This is a genomic window from Nocardia rhamnosiphila NBRC 108938, assembly GCF_000720425.1.
GTDB lineage: Bacteria > Actinomycetota > Actinomycetes > Mycobacteriales > Mycobacteriaceae > Nocardia > Nocardia rhamnosiphila.
The window spans coordinates 1,101,828-1,115,075 of the sequence record NZ_JOAJ01000001.1; the positions used below are offsets into that span (position 1 = coordinate 1,101,828).

The following is a 13,248-nucleotide window of genomic DNA, read 5'->3' on the forward strand; positions in this document are numbered from 1 at the left end:
TACACCGACCGCGAAATGTGTTCGGATTGCCCGCAATAAACCACAAATCCGTTGGCGGAGAACAACATAGCCACCTGGCAGCCCTCACCCGGCACTCGCCTCGGCTAGTATTCCTCCGCAAACCGATATCAAGGAGATTACGTGTATCCGCAGTACACCCGCCAGGGTGCTGTCACCGGCTCACCGCTCGCGGACGGTACTCGAACCCCGATCTACAGCATCGAGAACGGCCCACGGGTCCCGATCTACAGCGAAGAGTTCGCCGCCGATCCCCACCGGGCCTACCGTCAGATGCGCGAAGCCTACGGCGCGCTGGTTCCGGTCGAGATGTGGCCCGGAGTGCCCGCCACCCTGGTCATCAACTACGACACCGCCAAGGGCATACTCAGCGACGGCGACCGCTTTCCCGCCGATCCGAGCATCTGGCAGCGAGAGATTCCCGACGACTGCCCGATCAAGCCGATGGTCGAATACCGGCCCAACGCAATCCGCACCAGCGGTGAACAGCACCGGCGGCTCCGCAGAAACGTGGTCGAGGCACTGGAGCAGGGAATCGACCTGAACACCGTGCGCCCCATGGTGGAGCGATCCGCCTTCCCGCTCATCAACACCTTCTGCGAGACCGGCCGCGCCGACGTGCTGAACCAGTACGCCCTTCCGCTGGTCTTCTCGGTCCTGTGCCAGGTCCTCGGCTGTCCCGAAGACATCGGCCAGCGGGTCGCCGCGGCCAGCGCCCAGATGTTCGACAGTGTCGACACCGAGCAGGTCAACATGGCCTTCGGTCAGGCCCTGCTCGAACTGACACTCCTCAAGCGCGCGCACCCGGGCGACGACGTCACCACCAAGATGATCCAGGACCCGGCCGGGCTGTCCGACGAGGAAGTGGTGAACCAGCTGGTCCTGTTGTTCGCCGCCGGAGTCGAGCCACCCGTCAACCTGATCGCCAACACCCTGGTGCTGATGCTCACCGACGAGCGGTACACCAGCTACGGCGGGGACGGTCACCTGACGACGAAGACCGCACTGGAGGAGCGGCTGGCCACCGACCCCCCGATGGCGAACTACTGCATCACCTACCCCCGCCAACCCATCTACGTCGAAGGCCAGTTCCTGCCCGCCAACCAGCCGGTGATCATCAGCATGGCCGCCTGCAATACCGACCCGCAGAAGAACACCGGCGAATTCATCGACAACGGATGGAACCTGGCGTGGAGCACCGGACCACACGCCTGCCCCGCGCACGCCCGGCCGTTCTCGCTTCTCCTGGCGCAGGAAATCATCGACCAACTGCTGGACGCCCTTCCGGAATTGCAGCTGGAAGTGCCGCTGGAACGCCTCGTGTGGCGTCCCGGCCCCTTCCACCGCGCATTGACGGCGTTGCCGGTCGTATTTCCTCCTTCGCCTCCGCTGAGCGCCTGAAATCACCGCCCACATCGAAATATCGAAAAGGCGCTCCGCGGAATGGTGAATCGCATCGATAGCTGAAAGCCGGGGCGCGGGCGGTGCTGCGACAACACTGCGCCCGCCCGCCGCCCCGGCCGGATCGATGCCTACGGCACCCACCACGCCTATTTGAGGAACACCGGCAGGCGATCGTGCCCGTTGGCGATGAAACCGGGCACCGTGCCGAGTTCCTCGGGAGAGACGGCGAGTTTCATCTGCGGGAACCTCCGGAAGAGCGTTGGAAGGGCCACCTGGGCCTCCAGGCGGGCCAAAGGCGCGCCCGGGCACCGGTGCGCACCGTACCCGAACGCCATATGCTCCTTGTTCTCCCGGGCCGGGTCGAACTCGTCCGCACTGTCGCCATAGACGGCGGGATCCCGGTTGGCGCCGGCGGGGCAGGAAAGGATCGGATCACCTTCGGCGATCGCCACCCCGCCGAGGACGAGATCCTGCACCGCGTACCGCAGCGGGGCATGCGCGATGGACGGCTCGAACCGCAACACCTCCTCGATCACATCCGCCCAGCCCAGACGCCCGTCGAGCACGGCGGCCAACTGGTCCGGATTGGTGAGCAATAGGTATATCGACTGGTCGATGAGGTCGACCGTCGTCTCATGGCCGGCATTGATCGTCAGATACAGCGTTCCGACGAGTTCCTCGACGCCGAAATCCTTCGCGGGATCGTCGGCGTGGGCGATCAGCGTGCTGGTCATATCGTCGGCAGGATTCTCGCGGCGATACCCGACCAGGCTCTGCAGGAGCCCGATCATCTCCTCGTAGTTGGCTACCGCGGCCTCCGCGCTCAGCGCGATATCGAAGATACCGTCCACGCAGGTCCGCAGCGGTCCGATCAAATGCTCGGGGACCCCCATCAACTCGTTGATCACACGGAGCGGTAGGGGATAGGCGAAACGCTCGCGAAGGTCCACCGGATCGCTCTCCGGCGCGGCATCCAGGCCGGCCACCAGATCATCGGCAATCGCCCGGATACGGGATTCCAGCGCCGCGGTACGCCTGTTGGTGAAAGCCGGCGCCACGAAATTACGGAGGCGACGATGTTCGGATCCGTAGGCGGTGAACATCGAACGCGTGTTCACCCAGTTGAGGAGAGGGAAGTCGTTACCGATCTCCCCGTTCCGGAACGCCGGCCAGTGCTGGTGCGGGTCCTTGGAAACCTCGGAGCCGGAGAGTACCGCCTTCAGTACAGCCGCGTCGGTCACCGACCACGCCGGAACCCCGCCCGGGAGCACGACTCTGGTGACCGGACCCCGCGCGCGGATCCGGGCGATCTCACCCTGGATATCGGAACCCTCTGGATCGATGACGATGGGGTCGCTGTGATTGCTCATGTGAACTCCGATCTGACCGTGAATCGGCGGGCGGAGGCATGCGTTGCGCCCCCCTCGGCCGCTGAGGCCCCACACCAACCTAACTGCCGAATCCCATTGGTCTCTACCAATTCCGGTGAAAATCCGGCATTTCGCTCGGCGCGACAAGCCGGGAGAGGCGAGTGGACGAGCACATCTTCTGCTGCGATCCGTACAGCGTCGGCGCAGACCGGTTCGGACACCGTCCGGCCGCACAATCAGCGCGCAGACGGCTCCGCGCGACGTGTCGTAGGGCAACCGGAGGTGCGGGCCCCGGCCCGGTCGATACAGCTGCGTGTTGGCTCGTGAGCTCAGCTGTGTCGGCGGCATGCCGACGTCGGGGAAGTAATTCGATGGCGCGTCCTCGGCGGTGCTGCCTATGGTGAAGCAGACCCGGCCCGGTGCCGGCAACTCCGAACTCGAAGGTGGTGGACCATGTCAAATACGCCCCGGACGGCCGCCGAGCTCCCACGCGATCCCGCGAACCGCTCGGATCGGTGATCCGTAACCGACATCGGATTCCCTGTCCGGTGTGAGTCTTCCGCGGGATCGATCGGACTCGGCACATGCCGTCCCATTGATCTCACAGAGGAGAACTCCCGTGTCCCACAGTGGCACGCCGATTCCACAACTATCCACCTTCACCTGCATACGCTGCGGACTCGTGGTATCCGTCGCCGCACCGGGTGCCGAGCCGCGCTCGCACTGCCCCAACTGCCTGTCCGGTACACACGGGCGATGCAGTGCGCGTACACACCCGATCGCGGTGGCCGTACTGCGGGACGGCGACTGGATGCTGATCCAACGCTGCACCGGCTGCAATCACCTCGAAGCGGCTCCGGTGGCCGAGGACGACAACCAACTCCTGTTGATCCGCATCGCGGTGAAACCGTTGGCGCAACCGCCCTTCCCGCTCGAACATCTCGCACAACTCCAAGTGCGGTGAGCGCGATGTCACGCAGAAACGCCGGCCGTGGCCGCCCCCAACGGGCCAAACCGGTCCACCGGGACGCGCCCGCGCGACGCGGGACATCGTTCCGTTGTCTCGGCTGCCGTTCGGAGGTATCCATGCAGGCACCGGGAACGGCGCACCGGAATCACTGCCCGACGTGCCTGTGCAGCAGACACGTCGACCGGAAGATCCCAGGCGATCGGGCGGCGACGTGCGGCGGACGCATGGATGCCATATCCATCTCCGTGCGCGGCACCGGCGAATGGGTGATCATCCATCGGTGCGCCGCGTGCGGCGCGATGGGTGCCAACCGCTCGGCAGGCGACGACAACCCTCTCGCGCTCGTCCGCGTCGCTGTGCGTCCGATCTCGTACCTCGATCGGGTGCGCCCTGTAGCCGAGCGGGATTTCGCGGCCGGCTGAGCCGAACGAAGACCTCCGGGGACGATATGGGTTGAGAACCACACCCATTCGGTCCCGGAGGTCTTCGCGCGTCACCGTAGGCCCCGTCTCGTCGACGGCGTGCACCGAGCTCGCCATCGACGGTCGCACCGCAGAGGTGACCGTCGCGCCCGACGAGCCGCGGTGGTTGAACGGAACTCACTCGGCGAGGTAGCGGAGCATCACCACCCTGCCGAAGTGCCTCGTCTCGGCCAATCGGAGTTGGAGGCGCTCGGCCGGCGCGGGAAACATCGGTGTGCCGCCTCCGAGCACCACGGGCACCAGGAACAGCTGATACTCGTCGATGAGCCCGTGCGGCATCAGCGAGGCCGCGAGGCTCGCGCCACCGACCTCCATGACGCCGTCACCGCCGGCCTTCAGCCTGCGGACCTCCTCGACCGCGTGCTCGGCGACCAGAGTGCTGTTCCAGTGCACCTCGGTGAGCGTCCGGGAGAAGACGACCTTCGGCTTCGTGGTCCAGAGCGCGGCGAACTCACGCTCGATGCGTGGCGCGTCATCGGGCACATGCGGCCAGTACTCGGCCATCAGCTCGTACAGCCGGCGACCGTGCAGCGAGACCTCGACGTCGCGGAAGCGGTCGTTGTGGAACTGGTGCAGTTCGTCGTCCGGGTCGGTCCAGTCGATACTGCCGTCGCGATCATTGATGTAGCCGTCCAGGGACACGCTGAACCCGTAGATCAGTCTCCTCATAACCGGGTAGACCCGCCAGGCGCTCGAAACTCATCGGGACGAGGCTTTCCGTGGACATCGGGAGCTCGGCCGGGTAACTGCCGCGGCGCTGCGACCGTCAGGAAGGCCCCGACGGCCACTGCTCGATCACCGCCACACCGCCGGACAGTTGCCGTCCTCCTGCCGTAGCCGGAGGACGAACAGAGTTTACCGAGTGTGGTCCGGATCGGTCGCTGGACGAACGAGGCGGTGACACCGGCGGGCACACCGGTAACGATCACGCCGTTGATCTGGGACTTTTGCGCTGGTTGGCATTGAAGCGCGCCTTCTTCTGACGATTTCCGCACGTGTTCATGTCACACCATTTGCGGGTGCGGCTTTGGCTCGTATCGAAGAAGGCGGCCCGGCAGGTCGGCGAGGCGCACAGGGCCAATTTTCCGTCTCGTTCGCCTGCGATGATGCCGATCGCGTCGGCGGCGATCACGCCCAGGGCATCTTCTACGCAGGAAGCCGAGCCGAGCTGCCATCGCCGAGTGCCCTCGGGCGTCAGGACAGCGGCGGCCCGACCCCGAATGCTGCGGTCATTGATGATCTGAACGGCAGACGCGGGGAGAGCTTCTCGGACCGCCGCCGCTGTCGCGGCGGCGTGAATCGACTCCCTCAGTTCCCGGGCGAGTTCGAGCTGGGCAGTGGTGCAGGACTCCACGGTCAGGCCGTTCACCGCCAGCCAGTCGACGAGGCGCTGCGGTGTGGGAATGCGCTCCACAGCGTCGCCGCGCCGCTCCGTCAGCGTCGCCGTGAAGCTGGTCGCCAGCACGCTACCGAGGCGGAAGTCGGGGAACCCAGCAGGCATGGAACCACCTTAGCCGGTTGCGCGTCCGCCCGAATACATGTTAGAACCGCCTTAGCCGGTTCTTGATAGGTCATAGCCGGTTCCTCGACAACCAGGAGGTCTCATGCACCGCCCGAGCAGCGACGTGCAAGCGTTCGAATCCCACGCAACCGACGCCGACCTCGACGACCTGCGCGCGCGGTTGGCCGCGGCGCGGCTACCGGAGGCCGAGACGGTCCATGGGGCCGCGCCCGGTCCGCGCCGGTGGGAACAGGGTGTTCCGCTCGCCGATCTCGTCGATGTCGTGAACTACTGGCGCACCGGGTACGACTGGCGGTCGTTCGAAAAGCGCCTCGACCGGATCGGGCAGTTCCGCACGACCATCGACGATCTGGGAATCCATTTCCTGCACCGCCGATCCACTCGTGCGGAGGCCACTCCGCTGATCTTGACGCACGGCTGGCCGGGCAGCATCGCCGAGTTCATCGATGTAGTAGACGAGCTGGCGGATCCGAAAAATGCACACGCGCCGGCGTTCCACGTCGTGGTGCCATCGCTTCCGGGCTTCGGCTACAGCGATAAGCCGGCCACCACGGGGTGGGGGACCGAAAAGATCGCGGCCGCATGGGTAGAACTGATGGGCCGGCTCGGTTACAGCAAGTTCGCGGCCCATGGCGGCGACTGGGGAGGAAACATCACCACGGTTCTCGGCGGCAGGTTCCCAGAGCACGTTCTCGGCATACACACCCTGTTCGCGGAGGCACCGCCCGGGTTGACAACGGACGGTCTGACGGAGGCCGAGCGCAGATGGACCGAGGAAACCCGCGATTTCTGGCGCCACCGCGCGGCGTACGCGAAGCAGCAGGCGACCCGCCCGCAGACCATCGGCTACTCGCTCGTCGACTCACCGGTCGGGCTTCTCGCCTGGATCCTCGACAAGTTCGCCGAGTGGAGCGATACCGAAGACAGCCCGTTCGAGACGCTTTCCATAGACCGGGTTCTCGACGACGTCACCCTGTATTGGCTGACGCGTACCGGGGCATCGGCGGCCCGCATCTACTACGAAAGCCACAACTCGCTGGATCCCGAACTCCGGGTCGACGTCCCGTCGGCAATCACAATGTATCCCCGCGACATCGAGAAGTGTCCGCGCCCTTGGGCGCAGGAGCGGTACGGGCAGATCGTCCGATGGAGGTCGCCCGAGACCGGGGGACATTTCCCGTCGCTGGAGGTTCCCGAGTATTTCGTCAAGGACCTGCAAGAAGGACTCGCGGCCGTGCTGGCCGCCGATCGGTGAACGCGGCCGCGCGCCGGAACTCCGCGCACGCTTCGCGTAGTGACCGCCCGCATCGCTGTCTGCACGCCGCGAAGCCGTTGATTGCCTACAGACAATGACATCACCCATTTCGCCGCTGTAAGGAAGCGCTCGGCTGTGGCATATGCGGGGAGTGGTGCTGAGGTAATTCGATTCGTGCATATTCGGCCGGATCAGGGCCGGCAGGCGTAGAGTTGGCAACCCGATGCGACAGGAGTTGACGATGTCCATTCGCGCCAGACCAGCGATAATCCGGATAGCTGCGATCGCTGTGGCCGTGTGTGCCGCCACTCTCTTCGGCACGGTCGGTCAAGCGTTCGCCGACGTCGAACCCGGGGCCTATACGTCCACGACGTGGTCGTCCGGCATCGTGCTCCTGCAACGCGACGGGCGCGTCGAGGGCGGTGACCTGGTGTTGATAGGGCGTTACCCAATTCATTCGACGCCCGACGGTGGTTACGTGGACCTATTTCCCGGTCACCGAGTCGTACTGATCGGCGACGGACATGGCGGGTACGAGGGCCCGGCGTATCTGGGTGGGGTGCTGATCGGCGCCATCACGCTGACGCCCCAACACTGACCGATCGATCACCGATCTCTCATGCGGGATCGGGGTCGCGCTTCCTTGATTATCCGAGGCTTGTGCAGGGCTTTGCTGGTGACCCTGCGGATTCGGCGTCGGCGGGACGCTGGGACCGATAAGTAGTTTCCCTCCGGCGCCCACAAGTACCGATCAATTCCTGACGGTGGCGGCGTACATACAGATTCAGAGCCGGCGCCGAGGTGCTCGGGGGAGGTAGGCCTGATTCGATCCGATGCAATACGCGGAGCTTTAGTTGACATAATGTAGATTATCGGCGTTCTTGGGCGGGTGGGTTTCGGCAGCATAGCGGCCGATTGCCGTCGAGTACCTGACGATCACTCTGCCGCCACGGGTCTCGGCAGACGACCCCGAGGCGTCTGCTGCCGGCGTACGGCGCCGGGCGTAGCTTTCGTTGTTGGACTTATCGATTCGCTTTCAACGGGATAAAATCCCCCACTCGCCAATTCGTCACATGACGTAATACGAACGGGGCGGATACAAACCCGGACAACCGACCCGATACGAGCTGACCGCATATCGGCGATATGCCGCGCCTCACGCGCGCCGGTCGAATACTAGGGTGCCGTGTGATCCGCACCGCCGTCGGACGCCCGGCCCTTCGAGCCAAACCTCCACCGGCCCACCCCGGTGCCCCGCATCCCACACCGAACTGTCGTAGGAAGCCAGTGCCACCTCTTCGGCGACCGTCGCGGTCGTCTTGTCGGCGAAATACGAATGGCGATACCGGCCGTCCACGGTGATCTTGCGCCGCTCGCGGTCCGTGTAGCTGCCTGCCCCCTCGACGCCGTATTCCAAGGTCCATCCCGCGGCGCGCAGCTCGGCGATACCTGCGGTCAGAGTGGCCGATTTCGCCACCAGATCACCGACCTCCTCCCCCAGTTCAGGAACGATCCGCCCCATGGCCAGCATCCTGTCCGTGATGTTCCGGATGTCGGCGCGATCTTTCCAGTGGGGCGCTTCCCCGGCCACCGGAATCGACCGCTCCGCTGCGGTCGTCCGGGAGCTGTCCGCATGCGACAGGTTGCTCGTATCCGCCGTGGAACGGCCCGCGAGCGGTGAGAACCGGCCGCTGTCCCAGTAGAGGCTGTACGCGAGCCCGTCGGTCGACGCCCACAATGTGTGTCCACTCCAGCGGCCCGTGGCTGCATCCACCGCATCTGCATTCTTCCTGACATCGGGGATCTCGAAACCCCCTCCTCTCCTGTAAATAGCCTCTTCCTTTGTCTTTAGGTTTGTTGACCTACGTGTAGTGGTATTGGGGTGGAGTAGTGAGATGCGCATATCTAAGTATCAGCATCGCTATTCACGCACATGATCTGCAGTGGTTGAAACCAGTGCGCAGTTTCGTCAGCGCCGGGCGCTACTGCGGCCGGAACAGGTGTCCGGCGCTGAACCAGCCCACCCTGCCGTGGCAACGCCCACTCCCCTGCCCCACGGCAGGGCGGAAACACAGCCTGCCGCGTACCGGGTGGGGGCGGAGGCGGGGGTTAGGCTCGGGACCGAACTGGGCTCGTGTCAGCGACGACCTCCCGGAGGCGAGCTATGCGCAGACGTCGGCTGGTAGTTCTCTGTGTCTCCGTGGTGACTGCCGCTGGACTGGTATCGGGGTGCGGGGACCGGGAACCGACCCCGGTCCCCGGGGCGGCCGCGCCTTCGACTTCGCCATCGGATCTGCGGCCCGATCAGGCGGCCGGCGTCGCCATACCGCGCGGACGGGTCGACCATATTCTGGGCATGCTCGAATACCGCGCCGAGGAGTTGATGCGCGACACCGATATTCCGGGGATGGCGGTCGCCGTGGTCTACGACGGCGAGGTGGTGTTTCAGAAGGGGTTCGGGGTCCGGGACGTCGACGGGCGGCAGCCGGTGAAACCGGAGACGGTGTTCCAGTTGGCGTCGCTGTCCAAACCGGTGGGGGCCACGGTGGTCGCACGTCAGGTCCAAGAAGGAGTGGTCCAGTGGGATAGGCCGGTTCGGGAACCGGCGCCCTGGTTCGCGTTGCAAGACCCGTATGTGAGCGACCATGTGACCATCGGCGACCTGTACGCGCACCGTTCGGGGCTGCCCGAGCACGCCGGGGACAAGCTGGAGGATCTGGGGTTCGACCGGACCGCGATTCTTCAGCGGTTGCGGATGCTGCCGTTGGCTCCGTTTCGCGATTCCTACGCGTATACGAACTTCGGGCTCACGGCGGCGGCGATCGCGGTCGCCGATGCGTCGAAACAGCGCTGGTCGGCGCTGTCGGAGCAGGCCATCTATCGTCCGCTGGGTATGTCGTCGACCAGTTCCCGGTACGCCGATTTCGTGGCGGCGGGCGACCACGCGTCCGGGCATGTGCTGGTGGACGGTAAGTATCGTCCGGCGCAGCCGGGACGGCAGCCGGACGCCCAGTCCCCCGCCGGCGGCGTGAGTTCGTCGGTGACCGATATGGCGCAGTGGATGATGATGGTGCTGGCGAACGGGAAGCACGGTGGTGCGCAGGTGGTGGCGCCCGAGGCGCTGCTCCCCGCGCTGACACCGCAGTCGGTGTCGTCACCGCCGGCCGAGGTGGATGCCCGAGCGGGTCAGTACGGGTTCGGTTTCAATGTGGGTAATTCACCGGCGGGCCGGGTGGTGCTGAGTCATTCGGGGGCGTTCGATCAGGGTGCGGCGACCGCGATGACGATGATTCCGTCCGCGAATGTGGGCATCGTGACGCTGACCAATGCCGCGCCGATCGGGGTGCCGGAGACATTGAACGCCGAGTTCGCCGATCTGGTGCAGTTCGGTGAGGTGCGGCAGAACTGGTGGGAGCTGTATTCGAAGGCGTTCGAGCAGTTGAACGCGCCGGTCGGTGAGCTGGTCGGGGCCCCACCGCCGCCGAATCCGGCGCCGGCACGACCGCTGGAGGACTATGCGGGTGAGTACGGCAACGACTATTTCGGCCCGGCGGCGGTGGCGGTGGACGGTGACGCGCTGCTGTTGACGATGGGGCCGCGGCACGTCGCGATGCCGTTGCGGCATCGCGACGGTGACACGTTCGTCTTCTCCCCGGTGGGTGAGAGCGCGAATCCGGGCAGTGTTTCGCAGGCCCGGTTCGACGGGGACCGGTTGTGGTTGGAGTTCTACGACTCCGACGGGTGCGGTACGTTCGTGCGCTGATCGCGGCGTCAGGCGCCGACGTAGGCGGCGAGGTGTTCGCCGGTGAGGGTGGAGCGAGCGGCGACCAGATCGGCGGGGGTCCCTTCGAAGACGATGCGGCCGCCGTCGTGTCCGGCGCCGGGACCGAGGTCGATGATCCAGTCGGCGTGGGCCATCACGGCCTGGTGGTGTTCGATGACGATGACCGATTTACCGGAGTCGACGAGCCGGTCGAGCAGTCCGAGGAGCTGTTCGACATCGGCGAGGTGCAGGCCGGTGGTGGGTTCGTCGAGGATGTAGATTCCGCCCTTCTCGGCCATCTGGGTGGCGAGTTTGATGCGCTGGCGTTCACCGCCGGAGAGTGTGGTGAGTTGCTGGCCGAGGCGCAGGTAACCGAGCCCGACGTCGGCGAGCCGGTCGAGGATTTTGTGGGCGGCGGGGATGCGGGCGTCGCCGGAACCGAAGAACTCTTCGGCTTCGGCCACCGACATGTCGAGTACTTCGGCGATATTTCGGCCGCCGAGGGTGTATTCGAGGACCGCGGCCTGGAACCGCTTGCCTTCGCATTCCTCGCAGGTGGATTCGACGGTGGCCATGACACCGAGGTCGGTGTAGATAACGCCGGCGCCATTACAGGTGGGGCAGGCGCCTTCTGAGTTGGAACTGAACAGGGCGGGTTTGACGTTGTTGGCTTTCGCGAAGGCTTTGCGGATGGGGTCGAGGAGTCCGGTGTAGGTGGCCGGGTTGCTGCGGCGGGAGCCGCGGATGGCGCCCTGGTCGATGGTGACGACGCCGTCGCGTCCGGAAACCGAGCCGGTGATCAGGGAACTCTTGCCGGAGCCGGCGACGCCGGTGACGACGACGAGGGCGCCGAGCGGGATGTCGACGTCGACGTTACGCAGATTGTGGGAGTCGGCGCCGCGGACTTCGAGGGCGCCCGAGGGGGTGCGCACGGATTTCTTGAGGGCGGCGCGGTCGTCGAGGTGGCGTCCGGTGAGGGTGTCGCTGGCACGGAGGCCGTCGACGGTGCCTTCGAAGACGATCTGTCCGCCGTCGCTGCCGGCGCGGGGACCGATATCGACGATGTGGTCGGCGATTTCGATGGCTTCGGGTTTGTGTTCGACGACGAGGACGGTGTTGCCCTTGTCGCGGAGCTGGCGCAGCAGGTCGTTCATCCGCTGGATATCGTGCGGGTGCAGGCCGATGGTGGGTTCGTCGAAGACGTAGGTGACGTCGGTGAGCGAGGAGCCGAGGTGGCGGATCATCTTGGTGCGTTGGGCCTCTCCCCCGGACAGAGTGCCGGAGGGGCGCTCCAGTGAGAGGTAGCCCAGCCCGATATCTGTGAACGAGTCGAGCAGATGCTGCAGGCCGTTGACCAGCGGGGCGACCGAGGGTTCGTCGAGTTCGCGGACCCAGTCGGCGAGGTCGCTGATCTGCATGGCGCACAGATCGGCGATGTTCTTGCCGTTGATCTTGGAGGCCAGGGCTTCCTTGGTGAGGCGGGTGCCGCCGCATTCAGGGCAGGTGGTGAAGGTGACGGCGCGTTCCACAAAGGCCCGGATGTGCGGTTGCATGGCGTCGACGTCCTTGGACAGGAAGGACTTCTGGATGCGCGGGATGAGACCTTCGTAGGTGACGTTGATGCCTTCGACCTTGATCCTGGTGGGCTCCTTGTAGAGCAGGTCGTGCAGTTGTTTCTTGGTGAACTTCTTGATCGGCTTGTCGGGGTCGAAGTAGCCGCAGCCGCGGAAGATGCGGCCGTACCAGCCGTCCATGCTGTAGCCGGGGATGGTGAGGGCGCCCTCGTTGAGGGAGAGGCTGTCGTCGTAGAGCGCGGTGAGGTCGAAGTCGGTGACCGACCCCATACCTTCGCAGCGGGGACACATGCCACCGAGGCGGCTGAAGGTCGCTTTCTCGGCGACCGTTTTGGAGCCGCGCTGAACGGTGATGGCGCCGCTGGCGGTCACCGACGGCATATTGAACGAGTAGGCGTTGGGTGAACCGATATGCGGGTCGCCGAGCCGGCTGAACAGGATGCGCAGCATGGCGTTCGCGTCGGTGGCGGTGCCGACGGTGGAACGGGGGTTGGAGCCCATGCGTTCCTGGTCGACGATGATGGCGGTGGTGAGGCCTTCGAGCAGGTCGACGTCGGGCCGTGACAGGGTGGGCATGAAACCTTGGACGAAGGCGCTGTAGGTCTCGTTGATCATCCGCTGGGATTCGGCGGCGATGGTGGCGAAGACGAGGGAGCTCTTGCCCGAACCGGAGACGCCGGTGAACACGGTGAGCCGCCGTTTCGGGATCTCCACGCTGACGTCTTTGAGGTTGTTGACGCGCGCGCCCTGTACCCGGATGAGGTCGTGGCTGTCGGCGGCGTGTGTCGCGGACGCCCGGGTGCCGGTCTTCGTGGCGGTGCTCATCTGTCTCCCTCTGCGGTGGTAGCGGTCGTCGACATCGGCCGGCTCGGCTCGAGCGGTCGGGTGTT

General features: G+C 65.5%; 11 protein-coding genes. 6 read left to right on the top strand and 5 right to left on the bottom strand.

Features of this window, described 5'->3' with window-relative positions:
- Positions 1-141 precede the first annotated feature (141 nt).
- Positions 142-1,419 carry a cytochrome P450 gene (locus tag IG75_RS0104880; RefSeq protein ID WP_245713082.1) on the top strand — a complete coding sequence of 426 codons (1,278 nt, stop codon included), beginning with the start codon at positions 142-144 and terminating at the stop codon, positions 1,417-1,419.
- A gap of 149 nt (positions 1,420-1,568) precedes the next feature.
- On the opposite strand, the gene IG75_RS0104885 is transcribed toward IG75_RS0104880, so the two are convergent.
- Complete coding sequence (locus IG75_RS0104885; protein ID WP_030519940.1) at positions 1,569-2,792, bottom strand: cytochrome P450 family protein; 1,224 nt, start codon at positions 2,790-2,792, stop codon at positions 1,569-1,571.
- Between the two features lie 619 nt (positions 2,793-3,411).
- On the opposite strand from IG75_RS0104885, the gene IG75_RS0104890 reads away from it, so the two are divergent.
- Together IG75_RS0104890 and IG75_RS0104895 are read left to right on the top strand one after the other, a co-directional pair.
- Complete coding sequence (locus IG75_RS0104890) at positions 3,412-3,756, top strand: RNHCP domain-containing protein (RefSeq protein WP_030519941.1); 345 nt, start codon at positions 3,412-3,414, stop codon at positions 3,754-3,756.
- Positions 3,757-3,761: 5 nt separating this feature from the next.
- Positions 3,762-4,184, top strand: coding sequence for an RNHCP domain-containing protein (locus tag IG75_RS0104895; protein ID WP_030519942.1), 423 nt, complete (start codon positions 3,762-3,764; stop codon positions 4,182-4,184).
- A gap of 177 nt (positions 4,185-4,361) precedes the next feature.
- Here the strand turns inward: IG75_RS0104895 and IG75_RS0104900 are convergent, their stop codons facing one another.
- Positions 4,362-4,913, bottom strand: a complete 552-nt coding sequence (locus IG75_RS0104900; protein ID WP_030519943.1) for a dihydrofolate reductase family protein — start codon at positions 4,911-4,913, stop codon at positions 4,362-4,364.
- 256 nt (positions 4,914-5,169) lie between these two features.
- Positions 5,170-5,745, bottom strand: a complete 576-nt coding sequence (locus IG75_RS0104905; RefSeq protein ID WP_030519944.1) for a CGNR zinc finger domain-containing protein — start codon at positions 5,743-5,745, stop codon at positions 5,170-5,172.
- 103 nt (positions 5,746-5,848) lie between these two features.
- On the opposite strand from IG75_RS0104905, the gene IG75_RS0104910 reads away from it, so the two are divergent.
- Complete coding sequence (locus IG75_RS0104910) at positions 5,849-7,021, top strand: epoxide hydrolase family protein (RefSeq protein ID WP_030519945.1); 1,173 nt, start codon at positions 5,849-5,851, stop codon at positions 7,019-7,021.
- 241 nt (positions 7,022-7,262) lie between these two features.
- Positions 7,263-7,619 carry a hypothetical protein gene (locus IG75_RS0104915; protein WP_030519946.1) on the top strand — a complete coding sequence of 119 codons (357 nt, stop codon included), beginning with the start codon at positions 7,263-7,265 and terminating at the stop codon, positions 7,617-7,619.
- Positions 7,620-8,177: 558 nt separating this feature from the next.
- On the opposite strand, the gene IG75_RS0104920 is transcribed toward IG75_RS0104915, so the two are convergent.
- The gene (locus IG75_RS0104920) at positions 8,178-8,924 is read right to left on the bottom strand and encodes a hypothetical protein (RefSeq protein WP_156058643.1); all 747 of its coding nucleotides are present in this window, start codon (positions 8,922-8,924) and stop codon (positions 8,178-8,180) included.
- 261 nt (positions 8,925-9,185) lie between these two features.
- Here IG75_RS0104920 and IG75_RS0104925 point away from each other — a divergent pair, with 261 nt between their 5' ends.
- Positions 9,186-10,784, top strand: coding sequence for a serine hydrolase (locus IG75_RS0104925; protein ID WP_030519948.1), 1,599 nt, complete (start codon positions 9,186-9,188; stop codon positions 10,782-10,784).
- 8 nt (positions 10,785-10,792) lie between these two features.
- On the opposite strand, the gene IG75_RS0104930 is transcribed toward IG75_RS0104925, so the two are convergent.
- On the bottom strand, positions 10,793-13,183 hold the full coding sequence (locus IG75_RS0104930) for an ATP-binding cassette domain-containing protein (protein ID WP_030519949.1): 2,391 nt from the start codon (positions 13,181-13,183) through the stop codon (positions 10,793-10,795).
- Between the last annotated feature and the right edge of the window lie 65 nt (positions 13,184-13,248).

Excerpts from the sequence above, each read along its gene's own strand:
- IG75_RS0104910 (WP_030519945.1), top strand. The coding sequence starts at position 5,849 with ATGCACCGCCCGAGCAGCGACGTGCAAGCGTTCGAATCCCACGCAACC.
- IG75_RS0104920 (WP_156058643.1), bottom strand. The coding sequence starts at position 8,924 with ATGCGCATCTCACTACTCCACCCCAATACCACTACACGTAGGTCAACA.
- IG75_RS0104900 (WP_030519943.1), bottom strand. The coding sequence starts at position 4,913 with ATGAGGAGACTGATCTACGGGTTCAGCGTGTCCCTGGACGGCTACATC.
- IG75_RS0104915 (WP_030519946.1), top strand. The coding sequence starts at position 7,263 with ATGTCCATTCGCGCCAGACCAGCGATAATCCGGATAGCTGCGATCGCT.
- IG75_RS0104925 (WP_030519948.1), top strand. The coding sequence starts at position 9,186 with ATGCGCAGACGTCGGCTGGTAGTTCTCTGTGTCTCCGTGGTGACTGCC.
- IG75_RS0104895 (WP_030519942.1), top strand. The coding sequence starts at position 3,762 with ATGTCACGCAGAAACGCCGGCCGTGGCCGCCCCCAACGGGCCAAACCG.
- IG75_RS0104905 (WP_030519944.1), bottom strand. The coding sequence starts at position 5,745 with ATGCCTGCTGGGTTCCCCGACTTCCGCCTCGGTAGCGTGCTGGCGACC.
- IG75_RS0104930 (WP_030519949.1), bottom strand. The coding sequence starts at position 13,183 with ATGAGCACCGCCACGAAGACCGGCACCCGGGCGTCCGCGACACACGCC.
- IG75_RS0104885 (WP_030519940.1), bottom strand. The coding sequence starts at position 2,792 with ATGAGCAATCACAGCGACCCCATCGTCATCGATCCAGAGGGTTCCGAT.